The 23049-nt window shown below is 66.3% G+C and carries 19 protein-coding genes; 13 read left to right on the top strand and 6 right to left on the bottom strand.

Annotation, left to right across the window (positions count from 1 at the left end; all coding sequences use genetic code 11):
- Positions 1 to 58: 58 nt before the first annotated feature.
- The gene (locus E4K65_RS31890; RefSeq protein WP_135177503.1) at positions 59 to 1333 is read left to right on the top strand and encodes a cytochrome P450; all 1275 of its coding nucleotides are present in this window, start codon (positions 59 to 61) and stop codon (positions 1331 to 1333) included.
- A gap of 272 nt (positions 1334 to 1605) precedes the next feature.
- On the opposite strand, the gene E4K65_RS31895 is transcribed toward E4K65_RS31890, so the two are convergent.
- Positions 1606 to 2526, bottom strand: a complete 921-nt coding sequence (locus tag E4K65_RS31895; protein WP_135177504.1) for a LysR substrate-binding domain-containing protein — start codon at positions 2524 to 2526, stop codon at positions 1606 to 1608.
- 125 nt (positions 2527 to 2651) lie between these two features.
- Between E4K65_RS31895 and E4K65_RS31900 the strand changes: the two genes are divergently transcribed.
- The 4 genes from E4K65_RS31900 (at position 2652) to mdlC (ending at position 7613) form a co-directional block, all read left to right on the top strand.
- Entirely contained in the window at positions 2652 to 3821 is a 1170-nt protein-coding gene (locus E4K65_RS31900; protein ID WP_135177505.1) for an acyl-CoA dehydrogenase family protein, read from the top strand.
- A gap of 10 nt (positions 3822 to 3831) precedes the next feature.
- Positions 3832 to 4932, top strand: coding sequence for a CaiB/BaiF CoA transferase family protein (locus E4K65_RS31905; protein ID WP_135177506.1), 1101 nt, complete (start codon positions 3832 to 3834; stop codon positions 4930 to 4932).
- A 15-nt stretch (positions 4933 to 4947) separates the two neighbouring features.
- On the top strand, positions 4948 to 5799 hold the full coding sequence (locus E4K65_RS31910; protein WP_135177507.1) for an HTD2 family dehydratase: 852 nt from the start codon (positions 4948 to 4950) through the stop codon (positions 5797 to 5799).
- 191 nt (positions 5800 to 5990) lie between these two features.
- A complete protein-coding gene (mdlC, locus tag E4K65_RS31915) occupies positions 5991 to 7613 on the top strand; it encodes a benzoylformate decarboxylase (protein WP_135177508.1) in 1623 nt (540 codons plus the stop codon).
- A gap of 176 nt (positions 7614 to 7789) precedes the next feature.
- Here mdlC and E4K65_RS31920 read toward each other — a convergent pair whose 3' ends face one another.
- Positions 7790 to 8566 (bottom strand): SDR family NAD(P)-dependent oxidoreductase, encoded by a 777-nt coding sequence (locus E4K65_RS31920; RefSeq protein ID WP_135177509.1) that lies wholly within the window; start codon positions 8564 to 8566, stop codon positions 7790 to 7792.
- Between the two features lie 75 nt (positions 8567 to 8641).
- Here E4K65_RS31920 and E4K65_RS31925 point away from each other — a divergent pair, with 75 nt between their 5' ends.
- Positions 8642 to 9103: a MarR family winged helix-turn-helix transcriptional regulator gene (locus E4K65_RS31925; protein WP_167771307.1), complete on the top strand. Its 462-nt coding sequence runs from the start codon at positions 8642 to 8644 to the stop codon at positions 9101 to 9103.
- A 141-nt stretch (positions 9104 to 9244) separates the two neighbouring features.
- Here the strand turns inward: E4K65_RS31925 and E4K65_RS31935 are convergent, their stop codons facing one another.
- On the bottom strand, positions 9245 to 10039 hold the full coding sequence (locus E4K65_RS31935) for an SDR family oxidoreductase (protein WP_135177511.1): 795 nt from the start codon (positions 10037 to 10039) through the stop codon (positions 9245 to 9247).
- A 66-nt stretch (positions 10040 to 10105) separates the two neighbouring features.
- Positions 10106 to 10801, bottom strand: coding sequence for a PAQR family membrane homeostasis protein TrhA (gene trhA, locus E4K65_RS31940; protein ID WP_027547154.1), 696 nt, complete (start codon positions 10799 to 10801; stop codon positions 10106 to 10108).
- Positions 10802 to 10979: 178 nt separating this feature from the next.
- On the opposite strand from trhA, the gene E4K65_RS31945 reads away from it, so the two are divergent.
- Complete coding sequence (locus E4K65_RS31945; RefSeq protein WP_135177512.1) at positions 10980 to 12449, top strand: YcjX family GTP-binding protein; 1470 nt, start codon at positions 10980 to 10982, stop codon at positions 12447 to 12449.
- Positions 12446 to 13474, top strand: coding sequence for a YcjF family protein (locus tag E4K65_RS31950; RefSeq protein ID WP_135177513.1), 1029 nt, complete (start codon positions 12446 to 12448; stop codon positions 13472 to 13474). The genes E4K65_RS31945 and E4K65_RS31950 overlap by 4 nt, the downstream gene beginning before the upstream one ends.
- A gap of 7 nt (positions 13475 to 13481) precedes the next feature.
- Here E4K65_RS31950 and E4K65_RS31955 read toward each other — a convergent pair whose 3' ends face one another.
- Positions 13482 to 14999, bottom strand: a complete 1518-nt coding sequence (locus E4K65_RS31955) for a glycosyltransferase family 39 protein (RefSeq protein ID WP_135177605.1) — start codon at positions 14997 to 14999, stop codon at positions 13482 to 13484.
- A gap of 460 nt (positions 15000 to 15459) precedes the next feature.
- Here E4K65_RS31955 and E4K65_RS31960 point away from each other — a divergent pair, with 460 nt between their 5' ends.
- The 4 genes from E4K65_RS31960 to E4K65_RS31975 all read left to right on the top strand — a co-directional run bounded on the left by E4K65_RS31960 (position 15460) and on the right by E4K65_RS31975 (position 19259).
- Positions 15460 to 17184: an adenylate/guanylate cyclase domain-containing protein gene (locus E4K65_RS31960; protein WP_135177514.1), complete on the top strand. Its 1725-nt coding sequence runs from the start codon at positions 15460 to 15462 to the stop codon at positions 17182 to 17184.
- 155 nt (positions 17185 to 17339) lie between these two features.
- Positions 17340 to 18539, top strand: coding sequence for a SorA family sulfite dehydrogenase catalytic subunit (gene sorA / locus E4K65_RS31965; protein WP_135177515.1), 1200 nt, complete (start codon positions 17340 to 17342; stop codon positions 18537 to 18539).
- 13 nt (positions 18540 to 18552) lie between these two features.
- A complete protein-coding gene (sorB, locus tag E4K65_RS31970; protein ID WP_167771308.1) occupies positions 18553 to 18861 on the top strand; it encodes a SorB family sulfite dehydrogenase c-type cytochrome subunit in 309 nt (102 codons plus the stop codon).
- 197 nt (positions 18862 to 19058) lie between these two features.
- Positions 19059 to 19259: a cold-shock protein gene (locus tag E4K65_RS31975; RefSeq protein WP_008563500.1), complete on the top strand. Its 201-nt coding sequence runs from the start codon at positions 19059 to 19061 to the stop codon at positions 19257 to 19259.
- 172 nt (positions 19260 to 19431) lie between these two features.
- On the opposite strand, the gene E4K65_RS31980 is transcribed toward E4K65_RS31975, so the two are convergent.
- On the bottom strand, positions 19432 to 19893 hold the full coding sequence (locus tag E4K65_RS31980; protein WP_135177517.1) for an Lrp/AsnC ligand binding domain-containing protein: 462 nt from the start codon (positions 19891 to 19893) through the stop codon (positions 19432 to 19434).
- A 114-nt stretch (positions 19894 to 20007) separates the two neighbouring features.
- Here E4K65_RS31980 and putA point away from each other — a divergent pair, with 114 nt between their 5' ends.
- Positions 20008 to 23007 carry a bifunctional proline dehydrogenase/L-glutamate gamma-semialdehyde dehydrogenase PutA gene (gene putA / locus E4K65_RS31985; protein ID WP_135177518.1) on the top strand — a complete coding sequence of 1000 codons (3000 nt, stop codon included), beginning with the start codon at positions 20008 to 20010 and terminating at the stop codon, positions 23005 to 23007.
- Positions 23008 to 23049: the final 42 nt, after the last annotated feature.

A 23049-nucleotide genomic window follows, 5' to 3' on the forward strand; every position in this document is an offset into this window, starting at 1 on the left:
GCTTCGGCGGACAAGTGCGGGGAGAGGCGGAAGAAGAGCGACAACTGGAGCCACGACCATGAACATCCAGACGCCGGTGAAAGTGGACAAGGCCGAACGCATGCGCAAGGCGCGCGAGGAGGCCTACGCGACCCCGCTCGCGCAGTTCCACCCCGGCGCGCCACGCCTGTTCCAGGACGACACGCTGTGGCCGTGGTTCGAGCGGCTGCGCAAGGAAGAGCCGGTGCATTATTGCACCAACGCCCCGATCGAGCCCTACTGGTCGGTGGTGAAATACAACGACATCATGCATGTCGACACCAATCACGGCCTCTTCTCCTCCGACTCGACGCTCGGCGGCATCTCGATCCGCGACGTGCCGGAAGGCTACGACTATCCGAGCTTCATCGCGATGGACCAGCCGCGGCATTCGGCGCAGCGCAAGACGGTGTCGCCGATGTTCACGCCGACGCATCTGGACGAGCTGGCAAAGCTGATCCGCCAGCGCTCGCAGACCGTGCTCGACAATCTGCCGCGCAACGAGACCTTCAATTTCGTCGAGCGCGTCTCGATCGAGCTGACGACGCAGATGCTGGCGACCCTGTTCGACTTTCCCTGGGAGGAACGGCGCAAGCTGACCCGCTGGTCCGACGTCTCCACCGCGCTGCCCAAGAGCGGCATCGTCGGCTCGGCCGAAGAGCGCCGCCGCGAGATGGACGAATGCTACGCCTACATGTCCAGGCTGTGGAACGAGCGCGTCAACTCCGCGCCGCGCAACGACCTGCTGTCGCTGATGGCCCATAACGACGCCACGCGCTTCATGGACCCCGACAACCTCATGGGCAACATCATCCTGCTCATCGTCGGCGGCAACGACACCACGCGCAACACCATGACCGGCTCGGTGCTGGCGCTGAACGAGAACCCGGAGCAGTACGACAAGCTGCGCGCCAACCCTGCGCTGATCGACACCATGGTGCCCGAGGTGATCCGCTGGCAGACGCCGCTCGCGCATATGCGGCGCACCGCACTGCAGGATACCGAGATCGGCGGCAAGCAGATCAAGAAGGGCGACCGCGTCGTGATGTGGTACGTCTCGGGCAACCGCGACGAGGAGGCGATCGACCGTCCCGAGGAGTTCATCATCGACCGCCCGCGGCCGCGCACCCACCTCTCCTTCGGCTTCGGCATCCACCGCTGCGTCGGCATGCGGCTCGCCGAGCTCCAGCTCAAGATCGTCTGGGAGGAGATGCTGAAGCGCTTCGACCGCATCGAGGTGGTGGGCGAGCCGAAGCGGATCTATTCGAGCTTCATCAAGGGATACGAGTCGCTGCCGGTGCGGATACCGGGGTAGGCTCTATCCTCCGTCATTGCGAGCGCAGCGAAGCAATCCAGAATCCCACCGCGGAGACAGTCTGGATTGCTTCGCTGCGCTCGCAATGACGAGTTCCGGGATGCACATGCGCACCAAATTCGCCGTGCCCCTGGCCCAGCTATAAAATTTCGGCATGACAGGTCGCGCCAAAAGCGAAGGGTCGGCGGCTAGCTGGTGTCCTAAGCATTCACCGCGCGCTCGGTGCGCTCCCTCGCCCCGCCTGCGGGGAGAGGCGAAGAATGCACCGGCACTCAAGCCAACTTGATGTCCCAGACCCCTTCCTTGCGGCAGGCGGCGACTTCCTCGCGCAGGAGCGCGGTGATGGCCAGCGAGGCCGTCGAGGCCGGGCGGTCGATCGGAGAAGCGAAAATGAGCTCGCGCGTCATCGGCTTGGACACGACGGCAGTTTCCAGCCGCCCGTCCGCGACCTCGCCGTGGACCGACGAGGGCGGCAGCAGCGCGAAACCGAGCCCCTCCTCCACGAGGCTCGTCAGCACGCGAAACGAATCCGCCTCGAGCTGGACGTTGAGCTTGATCTTGCGCTGGGCGGCCGCGTGCTCGATCAGCGCACGGAGGCCGTGGGAATGACTGGGCAGCACCAGCCGCTGCCGCAGCAGCCAGCCGACATCGACGCTCTTCTTGCGCGCGAGGCCGCAGCCGCGCGGGCCGACCGCAACGATGTTGTCGCGGCCGAGGCTCTGCACATTGAGGTGCAGATCCGCCGAGCGGCCGTAGAGGATGGCGAGATCCATCTCGCCGCGGTGCAGCCATTCGACGAGGTGGCCGCTGTAGCTCTCGACGATGCGCAGCGAAATGCCGGGAAATGTCTCGACGCAGCGCCGCGCGAAGCGCGCCGAGAGCACGCAGCTCACGGTCGGAACCAGGCCAAGCACGACCTGGCCGGACGGCGGCCCCTTGGCCGACTGGATGTCGTCGCGGATCTGGTCGATCTGCCGCACGATGCCGGACGTGCGAGCGAGCAGAAGCTGCCCGGCATCGGTCAGCACCATGCCGCGGCCGTTGCGCGTGAACAGCTCGACGCGCAGCTCGTGTTCCAGAAGCTTGATCTGGCGGCTGAGCGCCGGCTGCGCCACGCGCAGCGTGTCGGACGCCTTGGAGAGGCTGCCGAGCTCCGCCACACAACTGAAGGTCCTGAGCTGTCGGAAATCCATGCTTGCCAATCCTGGAAGGCTACTCCATACGCTATAGCAAATGAGCATAGGGGGCTGGCGTTGTTTTCACAACGCCGGAGGATCGGCCGGCGTTATCTTAACTGCGGCACCAAACGGGAAACGCCATGAGTGAAGAACACCACACCGAAGATCACGCCGATATCCGCGAAGCCGTCGCAAAGCTCTGCGCGCAGTTTCCCGGCGAATACTGGCGCAAGCTCGATCGCGAGATGGCCTACCCGACGGCCTTCGTCGACGCGCTGACCGCGGCCGGCTATCTCTCGGTGCTGATCCCCGAGGAATATGGCGGCGCGGGCCTGAAGCTTTCCGCGGCGGCGGCGATCCTCGAAGAGATCCAGCGTGCGGGGTGCAACGGCGGCGGCTGCCACGCCCAGATGTACACGATGGGCACGGTGCTGCGGCACGGCAATGCCGAGCAGAAGGCAAAATATCTGCCGAAGATCGCGAGCGGCGAATTGCGCCTGCAGGCCTTCGGCGTCACCGAGCCGACCAGCGGCACCGACACCTCGTCGCTGAAGACCTTTGCGCGCAAGGACGGCAACGACAGCTACATCGTCAACGGCCAGAAGATCTGGACCAGCCGCGCCGAGCATTCCGACCTGATGGTGCTGCTGGCGCGCACCACGCCGAAGGAGCAGGCCAAGAAGCGCACCGACGGCCTTTCGGTGTTCATCGTCGACATGCGCGAAGCCAAGAACAACGGCCTCGAGATCCGCCCGATCCGCACCATGATGAACCACGCCACCACCGAAGTGTTCTTTACCGACATGAAGGTGCCGGCGGAGAATCTGATCGGCGAGGAAGGCAAGGGCTTCCGCTACATCCTCTCCGGCATGAATGCCGAGCGCATCCTGATCGCGGCCGAATGCGTCGGCGACGCCAAATGGTTCATCGCGAAGGCCGCGAACTATGCCAAGGAGCGCAGCGTTTTCGGCCGGCCGATCGGCCAGAATCAAGGCATCCAGTTTCCGATCGCGAAAGCCTACGCCTCGATGCGCGCGGCCGAGCTGATGGTGAAGGAGGCGACACGCAAATACGAGGCCGGGCTCGACTGCGGCGCCGAGGCCAACATGGCCAAGATGCTCGCGGCGGACGCGTCCTGGGAAGCGGCCAATGCCTGCATCCAGACCCATGGCGGCTTTGGCTTTGCCGAGGAATACGACGTCGAGCGCAAATTCCGCGAGACGCGGCTCTACCAGGTGGCGCCGATCTCGACCAACCTCGTGCTGTCCTTTGTCGCCGAGCACGTGCTCGGCATGCCCCGCTCGTACTGAGGCAGCAATCATGGGAGCACTTGACGGGATCAGGGTGATTGCGGTCGAGCAGGCGGTCGCGGCACCGTTCTGCTCCTCGCGGCTGGCGGATGCCGGCGCGGAAGTCATCAAGATCGAGCGGCCCGAAGGCGATTTCGCCCGCGGCTACGACGCGGCGGCCAAGGGCCAGAGCAGCTATTTCGTCTGGCTCAACCGCGGCAAGCAGTCGGCGGTGGTCGATCTCGCGACGAAAGAAGGCTGCGCCGAGCTGGAGAAGCTGATCGCGAGCGCCGACGTGCTGATCCAGAACCTCAAGCCGGGCTCGATGGACAAGCTCGGCTTCTCGCGCGAGCGGCTCCTGAAGGACTATCCGAAGCTGATCTCCTGCACCATCACCGGCTATGGCGACGAGGGCCCTTACGCGCACCGCAAGGCCTATGATCTGCTGATCCAGGCCGAGAGCGGGCTGGCCTCGATCACCGGCAATCCCGACGGCGCCTCGCGCGTCGGCATGTCCATCGTCGACGTCGCAACCGGCGCCACCGCGCATGCGGCGATCCTGGAGGCGCTGATCGCGCGCGGGCGCACCGGCAAGGGCGCCGATATCCGCATTTCCATGTTCGACGTGATGGCGGACTGGTGCACCGTGCCGCTGCTCAATTCCGAGGCCGGCAATCCGCCGAAGCGCATGGGCCTGCGCCATCCCTCGATCGCGCCCTATGGCGTGTTCACCTCGAAAGACGGCAAGGACATCCTGATCTCGATCCAGAGCGAGCGGGAGTGGAAGACGCTCTGCGTGAAGGTGCTCGACCAGCCGGACCTGCCCGCCGATCCGCGCGTCGCCAACATGGTCGAGCGCGTGCGCAACCGCGACTTCACCGACAAGACGGTGGCGGATGCCTTCGGCAAGATGACGCGCGACGAACTGCTCAAACGCCTGTCGGACGCCGACATCGCGTTTGCCGAGGTCAACACCATGGCCGACCTCACCAACCACCCGCACCTGCGCCGCATCGAGGTGGACACGCCGAACGGCCGCGTCAGCTATCCCGCGCCGGCGCCGATCATCGTCGGCGAGAGCCGCGCTTACGGTGCCGTGCCGGCCATCGGCGAACGTCCATCCAAGAAATAACAAGAGCGAGGCGTCATGACCGAGAAGCTCGACATCGATCATCTCAGGCAATGGATCGGCCGCAGCACGGAGGCCACCGACATCGTCACCGCGCAGCTCGTGAAGGGCCTGCGCGCGACGCTGTTCCAGGAGGTCGGCGAGCCCAAGAAGGGCGACGCCGCGCCGTTCACGGTGCACTGGTGCCTGGCGCAGCCGGTGTTTCCGATGTCGATGCTGGGGCCCGACGGCCACCCCACGCGCGGCGGCTTCCTGCCGCCGGTGCCGCTGCCGCGCCGGATGTGGGCCGGCGGCGAGATCGAATTTCTGGGGCCACTCCGCGTCGGCGATGAATCGACGCGGACCTCGCGCATCGCCGACGTCACGGTGAAATCAGGCTCGACCGGCACGCTGTGCTTCGTCGCGGTCGAGCACACCGTGACCTCACCGCGCGGCGTCGCCATCCGCGAGCGGCAGGACATCGTCTATCGCGAGATAACGAGCGGCGCGCCTGCCGGCGCCAAGGCCCCGCCTCCGCCGCCCAAGGCGCAGCATCGCGAGACGCATGTGTCCGATCCGGTGCTGCTGTTCCGCTACTCGGCGCTGACCTTCAACGGCCACCGCATTCACTACGACCGCGACTACGTCACCAAGGTCGAGGGCTATCCGGGCCTGATCTTCCACGGCCCGTTGCAAGCGGCGCTCATCATCGAGATGGCAGCCAGGCTTCGCGCCGGCAAGGCTCCGAAGAAGTTTACCTATCGCGGGCTTCAGCCGCTGTTCGAAGGCACGGAGTTCTCCATCAACGCCAACGAGACCGAGGCGGGCATGGAGCTGTGGACCGCGAATGCGGAGGGACAGCCGACGATGAAGGGCACGGCGGTGTGGTAGCGGCGACGTCGTCATTGCGGGCGGCGACGCGACGATCTAGACCCTCACCCTGAGGAGCGCGCCCTACGCGCGCGTCTCGAAGGGCGAGGCCACCAGCCGGGCCTTCATCCTTCGAGACGCGCGAAGACGCGCTCCCAGCGACAACGGCTTCGCCGTTGCGCGGGGATGAGGAATCAACAGGGACGGAAACCATGTCCAAGAACGGCAAGACCGGCAGCAAATCCGTCACCGTCAAGCAGGCGACAATCGACCTGCTGCGCGCCTTCGGCATCAGACGCGTCTTCGGCAATCCCGGCTCGACCGAGCTGCCGTTCCTCAGCGACTGGCCCGACGACATCGACTACGTGCTGGCGCTCCAGGAAGCCTCCGCGGTCGGCATGGCCGACGGCTACGCGCAGGCGACGCGCAATGCCGGCTTCGTCAATCTGCATTCGGCCGCCGGCGTCGGCAACGCGCTCGGCAACATCTACACCGCACATCGCAACCAGACCCCGCTCGTGATCACCGCGGGCCAGCAGGCGCGCTCGATCCTCCCCTTGCAGGCGTTCCTCTATGCCGAGCGCGCCTCGGAGTTCCCGCGGCCCTACGTCAAATACAGTGTCGAGCCGGCGCGGCCCGAGGACGTACCGGCCGCGATCGCGCGCGCGTATTACACCGCGCTACAGCCGCCATGCGGGCCGACCTTCGTCTCGATCCCGATCGACGACTGGACCCATGCCACGGCACCGGTCGAGGCGCGCAAGGTCAGCCGCGAGATCGGACCCGATCCGGAGGCGATGAAGGCGCTGGTTGCCGCACTCGGTTCCGCAAGACACCCAGCCCTCGTCGTCGGCCCCGGCGTCGACCGCGCCGGCGCGGTCGATCTGATGGTGCGCGTCGCCGAGAAGGCCAAGGCGAGCGTCTGGGTCAGCCCGTTCTCGGCGCGCTGCTCGTTCCCCGAGCGACATCCGCAGTTCGCCGGCTTCCTGCATGCCTCGCCGGCGCAACTCTCCGACGCGTTGCGCGAGCACGATCTCGTCGTCGTGGTCGGTGCACCCGTGTTCACCTTCCATGTCGAGGGACACGCCGCGATCTTCGATGGCGGCGCGACGATCTTCCAGATCACGGATGATCCGGATGCCGCGGCGGTGACCCCGGTCGGCACCAGCATCGTCGCCACGATGAAGCCGGCGCTCACCATGCTGCTCGACCTGCTGCCGGAGAGCAAACGCGCGGCGCCCAAAGGCCGCACGCTGCCGCCGGCGCCGCAGGCCGCCGATCCGCTGCCGGTCGAATTCCTGCTGCATTCGCTGTCTCAGGCTATGCCTGATGGCGCATCGCTGGTCGAGGAAGTGCCCTCGCACCGGCCGGCGATGCAGAAGTTCATGCCGATGCGCGGCCAGGACAGTTTCTACACCATGGCGAGCGGCGGCCTCGGCTACAGCCTGCCGGCCGCGGTCGGCGTGGCGCTCGGCAAGCCGAAGAGCCGCACAGTGTGCCTGATCGGCGACGGCTCGGCGATGTATTCGATCCAGGCGCTGTGGACCGCCGCGCAACGCAAGCTGCCGCTGACCGTCGTCGTCATCAACAATTCAGGCTACGGCGCGATGCGCTCGTTCAGCCAGGTGATGCAGGTGAGGAACGTGCCCGGGCTGGAATTGCCGGGCATCGACTTCGTGCGGCTCGCCGAGGGCATGGGCTGCCACGCGGTGCGGGTGAGCAAGGCCGCAGAGCTGGCTGAGGCGCTGAAGTGCGGGATGGCGTACGACGGCACGAGCCTCGTGGAGGTGGTCGTGGATTCGGCGGTGCCGGTGCTGTACGGGCAGAAGCATTAGGCGGCGCGGTATATCCACATCGTCGTCCCGGCGAAGGCCGGGACCCATACCCACAAGCAGGAGTTTGGCGAGGACTCGTGGTGGGAGTGTCGCACCATAACTCCTCCCTGGGGTTATGGGTCCCGGCCTTCGCCGGGACGACATTGAATGTTTGGCGCCACCACCCGCAAGCAAAACTACGACGCCAGAAATCCCCCGTCCGCCGCCAGCACGTGGCCGACCACGTAGGACGACGCGTCCGACGACAGCCACACCACGGCCTCCGCGACTTCCTCCGGACTCCCCATCCGCCGCAGCGGCAGGCCTGCGCTGACCGTCGCGACATCGCCGACGCCGGCGCGCAGCATCATGTCGGTGACGACGCGACCGGGCGCGATGGCGTTGATGCGGATGCCCCGCGGGGCGTTCTCCATGGCGGCCGAGCGCGTCAGCGAGATCGCCGCGGCCTTGGAGGCCGAATAGAGCGAGAAGCCGGGATTGGGATTGCGTACGCCGCTGACTGAGGCATTGACGACTATGCTGCCGCGGCCTTGCGCCAGCATCGCCGGCAATTGGTGGCGCAGGCACAGGAACAGCGCGCGGACATTGGTGTCGAACACGCTGTCGTAGATCTCCATGCCCTGCTCTTCCAGTGGCGCCCGGCGCTCCTGGAAGCCGGCATTGTTGAAGGCAACGTCGAGCCGGCCGCAACTCTTCACGGCCGTGCCGACGAGGCGCGCCACGTCGTCCTCGCGCGTGATGTCGGTCTTGAGCGCGATCGCGTCCGTGCCGATCTCGCGGCATGCCGCCGCGGTCGCCTCGATCTCCGCTTCGCGCCGCCCCGCAACGATGATCGCTGCCGCGCCTTCGGACGCCATCCGCAAGGCCGTGGCGCGGCCGATGCCGCTGCCGCCGCCGGTCACCAGGCAGACCTTGTCCCTCATCCGCTGACCAGCCGGGGAAATTCCGCTCATGGGTCACTCCAAAACGCTTGCACGCGCCGCCCTGTGCATATAGTTGTATGATACAACTATATGCCGGGAGTCAAGATGACCGGGCTATCGCTGATCGACGACATCCGCGCCGCCTCGCGCCTGATGGTGCGCGAGCTCGGCTTCATGGACGCGACGGTGGCGGCGTCGGACTATCCGCCGTCGGCCGTGCACACCATTCTGGAGATCGGCATCCGCGGGCCGATGACCTCCAGCGAGCTCGGCGATTTCCTGCGGCTGGAAAAATCCAGCGTCAGCCGCCTGGTGCGCAAGCTGATCGATTGCGGTGAGCTGAAGGAGACGCCTGACGAGCGAGATGCACGCAGCAAGCTGCTGTCGCTGACGGCCAAGGGCCGGCGCACGCTGGAGGCGCTGCATGCGTTCGGACGGAGACAGGTGAGCGGCGCGCTGGCGGCGCTGACGGAGGCCGAGCAGCGCACGGTGCGCGAGGGCATGATGCTCTATGCCCGGGCGTTGCGGCAAAGCCGGGCGGAGGATGAGGCGCAGTCGGCGGCGTGAGGGGCACTCACGGTGTCATCGCCCGGCTTGACCGGGCGATCCGGTACTCCGAGACGGTCGTGGTTCAATCGATAGGCCGCGGCGTACTGGATGCCCCGCCTTCGCGGGGCATGACAGCGTCAGCTGTAGAAACACCGTTGGCTACTTCCCGAACTCCTCCCGCATCCTGGCCTGGATCTTCGCCATGCCGCCGATCCAGCGGTCGTAGTTCTCGGTCTTCTTGCGCATGTAGCCGAGCACCTGGGGGTGCGGCAGGATCAGGAACGTTTCCTGCGCGAGGCCCGCGAGCACGTCACTGGCGACCTGCTCGGGCGTGAGATCGCCGTCGCCGGATTGCGGGCCCTTGGGGATCGAGCGCAGCATGTTGGTGTCGACGCCCTGCGGGCAGAGGATCGAGACCTTGATGTTGTCGGCCTTGTGGGAGATCGCGAGGTTCTCGGCAAACCCCACCGCGGCGTGCTTGGTGGTGGAATAAGCAGGGCTGCCGACCTGCGACAGCAGGCCCGCGGCCGAGATCGTGTTGAGGAAATAGCCGCCGCCCCGCGCCTTCATCCGCGGGACCAGATGCCGCGCCGCATAGACATGGGCCATGACGTGGATCGCCCAGCTGCGCTGCCACGGCTCATCCGAAGCACCACCGGCATTCACCGACATGGGATCGAAGCCGCCGCCGATGCCGGCATTGGAGCAGAACAACTCGATCGGGCCGAACTGCCGCTCGGTCTCCTCGATGACGTGGGCGATTTCTTTTTCCTGCGCGACGTCGCATCTGAAGGCCGCGCCATCAACCATGGCAGCGACGGCTCTTGCGTTGGCGGCGTCCATGTCCGCGACGACGACCTTGGCGGCGCCCGCCTTGTGAAACGCCTCGCACAGCGCCTTGCCGATGCCGTTTGCGCCGCCCGTGACGACCACGACCTTGCCAGTCACCTGCATGCGACGTCTCCTCTTGTCCCGTACCGCTCTTATACCGCTCGGCTTATTCCGCTTCGCGGGTCCTGCTCAGCTCAACACGAGGTCGAGCACTGCGGTATAATGGCACGCCGCACCGGCCAAGACAAAGCCATGCCAGATCGCATTCTGGAAGCGCAGCCGCCGCCAGGCGTGGAAGATCACGCCAAAGCTGTAGAGCAGCCCGCCCGCAAGTATGAAGCCCAGCACCAGCGCGGGCAGCGCCTTGACCACGGCGTCGTAGAGCATCACGCCGCTCCAGCCCATCGCGAGGTAGATGCCGACCGCGACGCGGTCGAACCGGCCGGGATAGCGAAGCTTCAGCACGATACCGACGATCGCCACGCACCAGACGCAGACGAGCAGCGCCAGCGCGAAGACGCTGTCCTTCAGCTCCAGGATGAACGGCGTGTAGGTCGCAGCGATCAGGAGATAGATCGCCGAATGGTCGAAGCGCCGCAGCAGCCATTTGACCGGCGAGACCGGCCAGAGATTATAGCTCGCCGACAACACCAGCATCGAGAGCAGGCCGGCGACATAGATCGAGACGCCGACGATGTCGGTGGCGTCGGCATAAAGCACCGCAAGCACCACCAGAACGGTCGCGGCGACGGTACCGAAAAATACACCGACTGCATGAATGACCCCGTCGGCGATCAGTTCTGCGCGGTCGTAGTTCCAGCCGATCGCGTCGGCCGCGGCATGGACGGAATCGGATGCAAGCTGTTTCAGTTGGAAGACGGTCATGGCAATCCACAAAGCGAGTCAATCTCTCGTTGTATGTGTCTTTCGGGATCGGCGCGTCGTTCAAACAGCTGATTTACCGACAAAGGCGGTGGAAGTATGAAGCTTGATTTTCCCCACGCAATTGCCACCTTTGTGAACAGCTTCACGTTTCCGCCCGCCGAGATCCCCTAACGTTCACATGGCATTCAGTTTTCAGGATATGGTCGAAGAGGCGCGCCTGTCGGCCCGGGCGCTGATCGACTATGGCGAGCACTTCTTCAATCCGACGGTAAGGCTCGGGGTCACCGGCCTGTCGCGGGCCGGCAAGACGGTGTTCATCACCGCGCTGATCCATGGGCTGACGCGCGGCGGCCGGTTTCCGGTGTTCGAAGCCTATGCCTCGGGCCGGATCGCTCGGGCGCACCTCGCGCCACAGCCCGACGATGCCGTGCCGCGCTTTGCCTATGAGACTCATCTGCGCGCGCTGGTCGAGGAACGGCACTGGCCGACCTCGACCGTCGACATCAGCGAGCTGCGCCTCGTCATCGACTATCAGCGCCACAACGGCGCCGACCGCACCCTGACGCTCGACATCGTCGACTATCCCGGCGAGTGGCTGCTCGACCTGCCGCTGCTGCAAAAGAGCTACGAGCAATGGTCGGTGGAGAGTCTTGCGCTGTCGCGCGAGGCGCCGCGCGCGCATCTTGCCGCCGAATGGCACGCCCATCTCGCCACGCTCAGGCCCGAGGCGCGCGAGGACGAGCAGGCCACGCTAACAGCGGCAAAGCTCTTCACCGATTACTTGCGCGCGTGCCGCGACGAGCGCTTTGCCATGAGCCTGTTGCCGCCCGGCCGCTTCCTGATGCCCGGCAATCTCGCAGGCTCCCCGGCGCTGACCTTCGCGCCGCTCGACGTGCCCGTCGGCGCCCAGGCGCCGGACGGCTCGCTGTGGGCGATGATGGTGCGCCGCTTCGAAGCCTACAAGGACGTCGTGGTGCGGCCGTTCTTCCGCGATCACTTTGCGCGCCTCGATCGCCAGATCGTGCTGGCCGATGCGCTCGCCGCGTTCAACTCCGGACCCGAGGCGCTGCACGATCTCGAAGCCGCGCTCGCCGGCATTCTCGATTGCTTCAACATCGGCCGCAGCACCTTGCTCTCCAGCCTGTTCCGGCCGCGCATCGACCGCATCCTGTTTGCGGCGACCAAGGCGGACCATCTGCATCATTCCAGTCACGACCGTCTCGAGGCCGTGCTGCGCCGCGCCGTGACGCAGGCGGTGGCACGCGCGGAAAATACCGGCGCGGCGATCGACGTGGTGGCGCTTGCCGCGGTGCGCGCCACGCGCGAGGCGCAGGTCGCGCATGGCCGCGACAAATTGCCGTCGATCCTGGGAACGCCCGCCGCAGGCGAAAGCGCCGGCGGCGAGTTCTTCGACGGCAACACGGAGGTTGCGACCTTTCCCGGCGACCTGCCCCTGGATCCCGAGCCGCTGTTCAACGGAACGGATGCGTTCCGCGGCCTCGCGACCGGGGCCGCCGAGAAAAGCGACTTCCGCTTCCTGCGCTTCCGCCCGCCAAAGCTCGAACGCGAAGGGACGGACGAGCCGACGCTGCCACACATCCGCCTCGACCGTGCCCTGCAGTTCCTGATCGGAGACAAGCTCTCATGAACGAGCGATCCCCGCCGCGGCGGCCGGCGACGTTCCGCCTCGACGATCCCGGCGTCGTCGTCACCGAGGCCGACGAGACGGCGCGGCTCGGTCGGGCCACCATCCAGATCACGCCGGAGCACGATCCAGCGACATTGCCCGTGCCGATCGCGCCGGCGCTTCCGGCGCGGCGCGGCCTTCCCTGGGGCGCGCTGTTCTGGTCCGGCCTTGCCGGGCTGACGCTGCTCGGCGTCGGGCTCGGCGTGGTTCATCTGATCGAGGATTTGTTTGCACGCAGCGAAAGCCTCGGCTTCGTCGGGCTCGCCTTCGCGTTCGTCACCGCGCTTGCGCTCGCGGTGGTGATCGGACGCGAGGCGTATGGATTGGCGCGCCTCGCGACCATCGAAAAGCTGCATCAGCGCGCAGCCGCCGTCCTTGCCAGTGACGACCGCAAGGAGAGCCGCGTCATCGTGCAGGATCTCCTGAAGATCGCGCACCAGAATCCGCAGCTCGCCCGCGCCCGCGCCACGCTGGAGAGCCACACCGGCGAGATCATCGACGGCGCCGACATGATCCGCCTCGCCGAGCGCGAATTGATGTCGCCGCTGGATGTGGAGGCGCGACGGCTGGTGTCGTCAGCCGCGCAAAAGGTCTCGATTGTCACGGCGGTTTCGCCCCGCGCGGCGATCGACGTGATGTTCGTGTTCGTCGCCGCGCTGCGTCTGATCCGCCAGCTCGCCTATCTCTATGGCGGCCGACCCGGCACGCTCGGCATGATCCGCCTGCTCCGCCACGTCATCGCCCATCTCGCCATCACCGGCGGCATGGCCGCGAGCGACAGCCTGGTGCAGCAGATGCTGGGCCACGGGATTGCAGCGAAGCTGTCGCAGCGGCTGGGCGAAGGCGTGCTCAACGGATTGCTGACGGCGCGACTCGGATTGGCCGCGATCGAGGTGACGCGCCCGCTGCCCTTCGCGGCGTTGCCGCCGCCGAAGCTGTCGGATCTCGCAACGGATCTGCTGCGGAAGAAAGAGGACGAGGAGTAAGTCCCCCTCACCCCAACCCTCTCCCCGCACGCGGGGAGAGGGAGAGAAGGGCCAGCACCCGCCACTGAAACAGCGGCGAGTCCTTCGGCGGGGACAGGTCCGGGGTCCAGCCGGTGAGCTTTTCAAGCACGTAGGTATCCGTCAGTACGCCGCGCCAGCGGCGTTCGACCTGACCGAGCTGCTCGCGCTTCGCAGGGATGTTCTCCCACAGCGATAAACGATTGTCCGGCTCGCGCCCCACATAGATGCCGGCGTGTCCCTTGATCCGGTCCATGCCGGGATCGCGGAAATCCTGGAAGCGGCCGCGCTCGCTGATCTCGATGACGGGCACGCGGCCCCTGAACAGCCAGCGCATCATGGCATAGGTGCGGTAGTCCGTGGTTGCGATCCAGGTCGCGCCGGTCTCGTCCAGCGCAGCCTGCGCGCGCGCTGCGACCTGCTCGTAGCCGGCCTCGCCGCCGATCGGATCGATCTTGCCGAGAAAATTCCAGGGCGCGGCGACATAGTAGAGGAACACGATGACGACGAAGGCGATGCCCGAGACGATCGCCGTCTTCGCCCAGAACAGGCTCGACCGGATCAGCCAGGCCGACCAGTTTTCACGCGACAGCATGACGAGGTTCACCGCCGCCGCCGCGAAGCCGATCGGCCACATGAACATCGGCCAGGTATCGCCGACCCGGAGCGTCAGCGATTTCATGAGGAAATAGAGAAACGGCACCAGCACCGCGGTGGACAGCAGGATCGCGACCGGCTCGCGCGTGCGATAGCCGCGCCACGCCGTCGTCACGAGCCCCCACAGCACCACCGGCAACATGACGAAGCCGACGAGACCGAATTGCAGGCCGATGTAGTCACCGGCGGTGCGGAGCGAGATGCCGTAATTGGCGGTGGCGCGCACGCCCTGGAACCGGAACGAGGCCCAGTCGTGCTGCACATTCCAGATCAGGACCGGCGAGAATATTGCGATCGCGACCAGCACCGCGAGATAGGGGTAGGGACTGCGCAGCCAGCGCCAGCGCCAATCCGGCACGAGAAGAAAAGCGGCCACCGCCGGTGCGAACATGACCACGGTGAATTTCGACAACATCGCCAGCCCGGCGAACAGCCCCGCTGCCAGCCACCAGCGTCCGTCATCGCTCTGCGCCAGCCGCACCAGGGACCACATCATCGCCACCGCGAACGGGATCATGGCGACGTCGGGCGCGACCTTGGCCATCAGGAGGCCGTAATAGAGCGCGGCCTCCGGCATCAGCACCGCGATCATGACCGCACGCGCGTCATGGGTGAGGCGGCGGACGATGTCGGCGAGCAGCAGCTGCGTCACCAGCATTGCGACAATGCCGCCGAAGCGGACACCGAGGGCGGTGTCGCCGAAGATCGCAGTGCCGAAACGGATGAGCCAGGCGATGCCCGGGGGATGATCGAGGAAGCTGAGCGCCGCCTCCTTCGACCAGGTCCAGTAGTAGGCCTCGTCGGTGCGCAGCTCGATCGCGGAGGCGTAGACGATGCGCAGCAGCGTCATCGCGGCGATGACCAGCACGGCAGCAAGGATGAGACGGCGTTCGGCGCCGTCTGGCTTCTTAGAGATGTCGGGAGCGATCGTCACGGCCGCGCTTTTCCCCGACTTGGGAGGGGGAGTCAATGCGGGGTGCCCCAACGTAGGTGTCGTCCCGGGGCGCGACGAAGTCGCGAGCCCGGGACCCATAGCCACAGGGAGAAGTCGTGGCGCGGTAACCACGAGTCTTCGCCAAACCGCTCCCTGTGGTATCGCGACGAGCGCAAGCGCTCGCGCGGGGATCCCGGATCGGCGCGCGCTTTGGGCGCGCTTGTCCGGGACGACAGCGGAGGCTGACCGCGGCAGCGCGCCTTTGCCCACCCTACGGTTTTGTAACCTTGCCGCGCATGTGATCGGGCAAGCTGTTCGCCGCGGGAATTAAACGCTAGGCTGGCTGTTCTCCTTCATGAACTGATACAACCGAATCATGGCCACCGCTCCCATACACATGCCCGAACTCGTCCGCGCGACCGGCGTGCGGCAGGTGCGGCTCATCTGCGGCGTCATCCTGTTCTCCTATGTGGTCAGCCATTTCCTCAACCATGCGCTCGGCAACGTCTCGGTCGATGCCATGGAGGTCGGGGTCTACTACCACACCGCATTCTGGCAGTTCCTGCCCGTTGCGATCGTGTTCTACACCGCCGCGCTCACCCATATGGGGCTCGGCATCTATGCGCTGTACCAGCGGCGGCAGTTCCGCTGGCGGACGATCGAGCCGCTCCAGCTCGTGCTGGGCTTAAGCATCCCCGCCCTGGTCATGGCGCACGTGATCGGCGTGCGGCTCGGCCAGACGCTGTACGGACACCAAAAACTCTATCCGCAGGAACTCTATCTGTTCTTCGTCGCGTCGAACCGCATCTGGACCATGACGATCCTGCTGATCATCGCCTGGGTCCACGGCTGCATCGGCATTTATTTCTGGCTCCGCCTCAAGCCGTTCTTCACGCGCGCCGCGCCCTATCTGCTCGCGGCCGCGGTGCTGATCCCGACGCTGGCGCTGCTCGGCGTCTATCAGGGCGGCCGCAGCGTCGTGGTCGAAGCCGACGACGGGGAATGGCGCACGCATAATCTCACCCGCCGCCAGGTCGGCACCGTCGCCGAAGCCAACACGCTCGACCGCATCACCGGCGGCCTCACCATCGGCTATGTCGGGCTGCTCGGACTGGCGCTGGCCGCGCGCGGCGTGCGCGCCTGGCGCGAGCGGCGCGGCGGCATGATCGCGCTGTCCTACGGCAACGGCAAGACGGTGCGGGTCCCCAAGGGCCTTTCCGTGCTGGAAGCGAGCCTGCGCCACAATGTGCCGCATGCCAGCGTCTGCGGCGGCCGCGCCCGCTGCTCGACCTGCCGCATCCGCATCATCGGCGACCACGGCGCCCTGCCCGAGCCGTCACAGCGCGAGGCCTTCGTGCTCACTCGTGTCGGCACCACTGACCCTTCGATCCGCCTCGCCTGCCAGCTGCGGCCGACGTCGGATCTCTCCTTCTTCCAGCTCTTCACCTCGCACACCCTGTCAGCGACTGCCTCGACGCCGGCCCGAATCGGCCAGGAGCGCTATCTCGTCAGCCTGTTCGTGGACATGCGCGGCTCGACGCAGCTCGCCGAGAAGCGGCTGCCGTTCGACACCGTCTTCATCGTCAACCGCTTCCTCGGCGCGGTCTCGCAGGCCGTGGTCGAGAACGGCGGCCAGCCGAACCAGTTCGTCGGCGACGGCATGCTGGCGCTGTTCGGGCTGTCGGCCGATCCGCAAGCGGCCTGCCGGCAGGCGCTGAAAGCGGCCGCAGGCATCGCCACGCATATCGACGAGCTCAACGAGCTGCTGAGCCACGATCTGCGCCAGCCGATCCGCTTCGGCATCGGCATTCACGGCGGCGAGGTCATCATCGGCGACATCGGCTATCGCGATCACATCGTGTTCACGGCGCTGGGCGACGCCGTCAACGTCGCCGCCCGCCTCCAGGACATGACCAAGACGCTGGCCTGTGAAGCCATCGTCTCGGAAGAGGTCCGCCGCACCGCCGGCCTTGCCGACGACGCGCTGCCGCAGCAGGAGGTCGCGATCCGCGGCCGCGACGAGCCGATGGCCGTGCGCGTGGTTGCGGATGCCAGGGAGCTGTCGGCGCTGGTTGAGGGCAGCGCGCGCGTCGCGGCCTGATTCTTCGCCTCTCCCCGTAACACCGGCTTGCTGCAATGCAGCGGCATGGGCCTGCTGCGAAAGCACGAATTGACTTCATCGGCATCGTTGCAACAGATGAACGCGGGATCGCGGTGATGACCGCGATCCAACGAAAAGCTCCGGGAGGGGACCAGATGTTCGATCGACGCGACCTGCTCAAAGGAGCGGGGCTTGCCGCAATGGCGGCCACACTGAACTCCACCAAAGCGCTGGCACTCGACACCGTCACCCTGCCCTTCGCCAATGGCGAACGGCCGCTGGTGAAATATCCGCAGAAGCGGCCGATGATCGGCCTGACCAGCCGGCCGCCGCAGCTCGAGACGCCGTTCGCCGTGTTCAACGACGGCCCGATCACGCCGAACAACGCGTTCTTCGTGCGCTATCACCTGTCCGACCTGCCCTACAATCTCGACCCCGACAAGTTCACGCTCGAGGTCAAGGGCAAAGTCGACAAGCCGCTCAAGCTGTCGCTCAAGGACATCCGCAAGATGAAGGCGACCGAGACCGTCGCCGTCAATCAATGCTCAGGCAACAGCCGCGGCTTCTTCGAGCCGCGTGTCGCCGGCGGTCAGCTCGCCAACGGCGCCATGGGCTGCGCGCGCTGGCGCGGCGTGCCGCTGAAGACCGTGCTCGAGATGGCGGGGGTGCAGAGCGGCGCCAGGCAGGTCACGTTCAACGGCATGGACGGTCCGGTCAGCGACAAGACGCCTGACTTCATCAAGGCGCTCGACATCGATCACGCCAGCGACGGCGAGGTGATGCTGGCCTATGGCATGAACGGCGAGGACCTGCCGTTCCTCAACGGCTTCCCGCTGCGCCTGATCGTGCCCGGCTATTACGGCACCTACTGGGTCAAGCACCTCAACGAGATCACGGTCATCGACAATGTCTATGACGGCTTCTGGATGAAGTCGGCCTATCGCATTCCTGATACCCCGAACAACGCGATCGAGCCCGGCACCGCGCCGAAGGCGACCATCCCGATCAACCGCTTCACCATCCGCTCCTTCATCACCAGCGTGCCTGACGGCGCCAGGCTGAAGGCTGGAGCCACGACAATGCGCGGCATCGCCTTCGACGGCGGCAAGGGCATCAAGGACGTCGCGGTCTCCACCGACGGCGGCAAGACCTGGACGAGCGCCAAGCTCGGCAAGGACCTCGGCAAATACGCGTTCCGCGAATGGAAGCTGCCGGTGAAGCTCGCGGCCGGCTCGTACGAGCTCAAGGTCCGCGCCATCGGCAATGGCGGCGAGACCCAGCCGGACACGCCGCGCTGGAACCCGGCGGGTTATTTGCGCAACGTCGTCGAAACCGTCCGCGTCAGCGTGGCCTGAGGGGAGAATGATCATGCAGCGCACCGTTCTCCTCGCCATCTCGCTCGCTTTCGCCGCCGTGGTGGGTTCGGCATTTGCGGCGCCGATCAACTACAAGACGCCGGACGAGGTCGCCGCCTTCAAGCCCGGCCCCAATCTCGAGGTCGTACAGGGCAATTGCAGCGCCTGCCACTCGGCCGACTACGTCAACACGCAGCCGCCAATGAAGGACAAGAAAGGCTTCTGGCAAGCCGAGGTGACCAAGATGATCAAGGTCTATGGCGCACCGATCGACGATGCCGATGTCGGCAAGATCGTCGATTATCTGGCCACGACGTATTGACGGCGCGCAGGCCGATTGACCGCGAAACGGGCAAAATCGGCAAAAACGCCGCGAAGTTGAGCGGAATTCGGCAAAAGCCTGATGTGGTTTGAGCTACCAAGCCTGCCACATTCCGCGTATCCTGTTAGGACCGAACCGGCCGGTTGGCGGGGACTGGCGGTTCGAGATCTCGGAGGAAGACCCGCGGAGAAGTCGTGATGGCTAAAGGTACGGTCAAGTGGTTCAACCCGACGAAGGGTTATGGATTTATCCAGCCTGCGTCGGGGGGCAAGGATGTGTTCGTGCATATCTCGGCGGTGCAGAAAGCCGGTCTGTCCACCCTCAACGAGGGACAGACGGTGGAATACGAAGAGATCGCAAACCGGGGCAAGACCTCCGCAGAAAACCTCAAAGTATAAGCCCGCCAGCGTTTGCTGCCTCCCGGATCAATCCGGGAGCCGGGCCAAAAAAATTTCAGAAGACGGCCAGTGCATTCGACGACAGGCGTTGCGATTGCACACGGAGAGCTATTTTTCCTTTGGAAGACCGCTTGTTCAACGCCACGGCAATGACAATCGCGACGGCACTTCGTCAGCCCACCGGCAACGGTGCGTCGCGCTTGATCTCCTCCATCACCGCGTAGGTCCGCGTCTCGCGCACGCCCGGCATCGACAGCAGGGTCTCGCCGAGGAAGCGCCGATACGCCGTCATGTCCGCAAGCCGCGCCTTCACAAGATAGTCGAAGCCGCCGGCAACCATATGACACTCCAGCACCTCAGGCGCGAGTTTCACCGCGCGCGCAAAGCGCTCGAAATTGTCGGGCGTGGTCTTGTCGAGCATCACCTCGACGAACACCAGAAGCCCGAGGCCAAGCCGGTGCGGATTGAGCCGCGCGCCATAGCCCTCGACGAAGCCCTCGCGCTGCAGGCGCTTCAGCCGCTCGCCGATCGACGTCGGCGACAAGCCGATGCGTTCGGCGAGCTCCACATTGGCGATTCGCCCATCCTCCTGCAGAATCGCGAGGATTCTCCGGTCGATCCGATCAAGTTCCATATTTTATCTTGCTATCATGATATCTGTCTTCATTTTCTAAGGCAAACAGGCTAACTTGTCTATCGAACTACGGTAACGTGGGCCTTATCCTGGATTTGAGCCACAGGACACGCCATGCCGAACATCCCGCCTTCCTTCACCGCCCCCTACGCGCCCGATGATACAGAGATCGCCGCCCGCCTCCTGCCGGCGTCGCATCTGTCCCCGCCGCAGGAAGCGCGGATCGACCGCACCGCGACGCGGCTGATCGAGGCGATCCGCAAGCGCGACGACCGGCTCGGCGGGGTCGAGGACATGCTGCGGGAGTTCGCGCTCTCGACCAAGGAGGGCCTCGCACTGATGGTGCTGGCCGAGGCGCTGCTGCGCGTGCCGGACGCGCGCACCGCCGACCAGTTCATCGAGGACAAGCTCGGCGAGGGCGACTTCATCCATCACGAGACCAAGTCCACCGCCTTCCTGGTCAACGCCTCGGCCTGGGCGCTCGGCCTGTCGGCGCGGGTGATCCAGCCCGGCGAGACGCCCGACGGCACCATCGGCCGGCTGGTGAAGCGGTTAGGGGCGCCGGCGGTGCGCACCGCCACGCGCCAGGCGATGCGGCTGATGGGCAATCACTTCGTGCTGGGTGAGACCATCGAGCAGGCGCTGGAGCGGGGCAAGCCGCGCTCCGGCCAGAAGACGCGCTACTCCTTCGACATGCTCGGCGAAGGCGCGCGCACCGCGGCGGACGCCAGGCGCTATTTCGACGCCTATGCCAGCGCGATCGAGACCATCGGCAAGGCGGCCGGCAACCATCCCCTGCCCGACCGGCCCGGCATCTCCGTCAAGCTCTCGGCACTGCATCCGCGCTTCGAGGTGATCAGCCACGCGCGCGTGATGGCCGAGCTGGTGCCGCAGCTGCTCGATCTGGCGCAGCGCGCCAAGGCCCATGATCTCAACTTCACCGTCGACGCCGAGGAAGCGGACCGGCTGGAGCTGTCGCTCGACGTGATCGCGGCAACGCTGGCCGATCCCTCGCTTGCAGGCTGGGACGGTTTTGGCCTCGCCATCCAGGCCTATCAGAAGCGCGCCAGTGCGGTGATCGACTATGTCGACGCGCTGGCGCGGGCGCATGACCGCAAGCTGATGGTGCGGCTGGTCAAGGGCGCCTATTGGGACACCGAGATCAAGCGCGCGCAGGAGCGCGGGCTCGACGGCTACCCCGTGTTCACGCGCAAGGCGATGACGGACCTGAACTACGTCGCCTGCGCCTCGAAGCTGCTCGGCTTGCGGCCGCGCATCTTCCCGCAATTCGCCACCCACAATGCGCTGACGGTCGCGACCGTGCTGGAGATGGCCGGGGACGGCGGCGGCTTCGAATTCCAGCGCCTGCACGGCATGGGCGAGGCGCTCTACGAGCAGCTCGCCAAGGACCACCCTGACATCGCCTACCGCACCTATGCTCCGGTCGGCAGCCATCGCGACCTGCTCGCCTATCTGGTGCGGCGGCTGCTGGAGAACGGCGCCAACTCCTCCTTCGTGGCGCAGGCCGCCGACTATCGCGTCCCGGTCCCGGCGCTGTTGCAGCGTCCGGCGGATGCCATCGTCCGGCCGCAAGCGGCGGCCCATCCCAGGATTCCGCTCCCCTGCGATCTGTTCGCGCCGGAGCGGCGCAATTCGCGCGGCGTCGAATTCGGCGCACGCACCGCGCTCGACCAGCTACTGACGGACGTCAAGGCCGCGGCAGCCGATCCGAAGCCGATCGCCGATGCAACGCCGAACCAGGCCAACGCAGCGGTGGCCGGCGCCCGTACGGGTTTTGCGGCCTGGAGCCGGACGCCGGCCGGCACGCGCGCGGCAGCACTGGAGCAGGCCGCCTATCTGCTGGAGAGCCGCAGCGCCCGTTTCATCGCGCTGCTCCAGCGCGAGGGCGGCAAGACGCTCGACGATGCGCTGTCGGAGTTGCGCGAAGCCGCCGACTTCTGCCGCTACTATGCCGCGCAGGGCCGCAAGCTGTTCGGCAGCGAGACGGCGATGCCGGGCCCGACCGGCGAGAGCAACGCGCTCGCCATGCGCGGCCGCGGCGTCTTCGTCGCGATCTCGCCGTGGAATTTTCCGCTGGCGATCTTCCTCGGCCAGGTCACGGCAGCGCTGATGGCGGGCAACAGCGTCGTCGCAAAACCCGCCGAGCAGACGCCGCGCATCGCCCGCGAGGCCGTAGCCCTGCTGCACGAGGCCGGCATTCCCAAGAGCGCCCTGCATCTCGTCACCGGCGACGGCCGCATCGGCGCCGTGCTCACCGCGCACCCCGATATCGCCGGAATCGTCTTCACCGGCTCGACCGAGGTCGCCCGCAGCATCAACCGGACGCTCGCGGCCAAGGACGGGCCGATCGTGCCGCTGATCGCGGAGACCGGCGGCATCAATGCGATGATCGCCGATGCCACCGCGCTGCCGGAGCAGGTCGCCGACGACGTCGTGACCTCGGCGTTTCGTTCCGCCGGCCAGCGCTGCTCGGCGCTGCGGCTCCTGTTCGTGCAGGAGGACGTCGCCGACCGCATGATCGAGATGATCGCGGGCGCCGCGCGCGAATTGAAGATCGGCGATCCCTCCGATGTCGCAACCCATGTCGGGCCGGTGATCGACCTCGAGGCCAAGCAGCGCCTCGAGGCGCATATCGCGCGGATGAAGACCGAGGCGCGGCTGCACTTTGCCGGCCCCGCGCCCGAGGGCTGCTTCGTCGCGCCGCACATCTTCGAGCTCAAGGAGGCCGGCCAGCTCACCGAGGAAGTGTTCGGCCCGATCCTGCATGTCGTTCGCTATCGCGCCGAGAACCTCGAACGCGTGTTGCAGGCGATCGAGCGCACCGGCTACGGGCTCACGCTCGGCGTCCACTCCCGCATCGACGACAGCATCGAGGCGATCATCGACCGCGTCCAGGTCGGCAACATCTACGTCAACCGCAACATGATCGGCGCCGTGGTCGGCGTGCAGCCGTTCGGCGGCAACGGCCTGTCCGGAACCGGCCCGAAGGCCGGCGGCCCGCACTACCTCGCGCGCTTCGCCACCGAGCAGACCGTGACGATCAACACCGCGGCGGCCGGCGGCAACGCTGCCTTGCTCGCAGGGGAGGAGTGAGGCCAGCGAGGAGCGTTGCATCCCGCCAAAACATCGGTCTAA

The sequence above is a fragment of the Bradyrhizobium niftali genome (assembly GCF_004571025.1).
Taxonomy (GTDB): Bacteria; Pseudomonadota; Alphaproteobacteria; order Rhizobiales; family Xanthobacteraceae; genus Bradyrhizobium; species Bradyrhizobium niftali.

What these genes read in the sequence shown, in the direction of transcription:
- E4K65_RS31890 (WP_135177503.1), top strand. Translation starts at nt 59, where the DNA reads ATGAACATCCAGACGCCGGTGAAAGTGGACAAGGCCGAACGCATGCGC.
- E4K65_RS31895 (WP_135177504.1), bottom strand. Translation starts at nt 2,526, where the DNA reads ATGGATTTCCGACAGCTCAGGACCTTCAGTTGTGTGGCGGAGCTCGGC.
- E4K65_RS31900 (WP_135177505.1), top strand. Translation starts at nt 2,652, where the DNA reads ATGAGTGAAGAACACCACACCGAAGATCACGCCGATATCCGCGAAGCC.
- E4K65_RS31905 (WP_135177506.1), top strand. Translation starts at nt 3,832, where the DNA reads ATGGGAGCACTTGACGGGATCAGGGTGATTGCGGTCGAGCAGGCGGTC.
- E4K65_RS31910 (WP_135177507.1), top strand. Translation starts at nt 4,948, where the DNA reads ATGACCGAGAAGCTCGACATCGATCATCTCAGGCAATGGATCGGCCGC.
- mdlC (WP_135177508.1), top strand. Translation starts at nt 5,991, where the DNA reads ATGTCCAAGAACGGCAAGACCGGCAGCAAATCCGTCACCGTCAAGCAG.
- E4K65_RS31920 (WP_135177509.1), bottom strand. Translation starts at nt 8,566, where the DNA reads ATGAGCGGAATTTCCCCGGCTGGTCAGCGGATGAGGGACAAGGTCTGC.
- E4K65_RS31925 (WP_167771307.1), top strand. Translation starts at nt 8,642, where the DNA reads ATGACCGGGCTATCGCTGATCGACGACATCCGCGCCGCCTCGCGCCTG.
- E4K65_RS31935 (WP_135177511.1), bottom strand. Translation starts at nt 10,039, where the DNA reads ATGCAGGTGACTGGCAAGGTCGTGGTCGTCACGGGCGGCGCAAACGGC.
- trhA (WP_027547154.1), bottom strand. Translation starts at nt 10,801, where the DNA reads ATGACCGTCTTCCAACTGAAACAGCTTGCATCCGATTCCGTCCATGCC.
- E4K65_RS31945 (WP_135177512.1), top strand. Translation starts at nt 10,980, where the DNA reads ATGGCATTCAGTTTTCAGGATATGGTCGAAGAGGCGCGCCTGTCGGCC.
- E4K65_RS31950 (WP_135177513.1), top strand. Translation starts at nt 12,446, where the DNA reads ATGAACGAGCGATCCCCGCCGCGGCGGCCGGCGACGTTCCGCCTCGAC.
- E4K65_RS31955 (WP_135177605.1), bottom strand. Translation starts at nt 14,999, where the DNA reads ATGACGCTGCTGCGCATCGTCTACGCCTCCGCGATCGAGCTGCGCACC.
- E4K65_RS31960 (WP_135177514.1), top strand. Translation starts at nt 15,460, where the DNA reads ATGGCCACCGCTCCCATACACATGCCCGAACTCGTCCGCGCGACCGGC.
- sorA (WP_135177515.1), top strand. Translation starts at nt 17,340, where the DNA reads ATGTTCGATCGACGCGACCTGCTCAAAGGAGCGGGGCTTGCCGCAATG.
- sorB (WP_167771308.1), top strand. Translation starts at nt 18,553, where the DNA reads ATGCAGCGCACCGTTCTCCTCGCCATCTCGCTCGCTTTCGCCGCCGTG.
- E4K65_RS31975 (WP_008563500.1), top strand. Translation starts at nt 19,059, where the DNA reads ATGGCTAAAGGTACGGTCAAGTGGTTCAACCCGACGAAGGGTTATGGA.
- E4K65_RS31980 (WP_135177517.1), bottom strand. Translation starts at nt 19,893, where the DNA reads ATGGAACTTGATCGGATCGACCGGAGAATCCTCGCGATTCTGCAGGAG.
- putA (WP_135177518.1), top strand. Translation starts at nt 20,008, where the DNA reads ATGCCGAACATCCCGCCTTCCTTCACCGCCCCCTACGCGCCCGATGAT.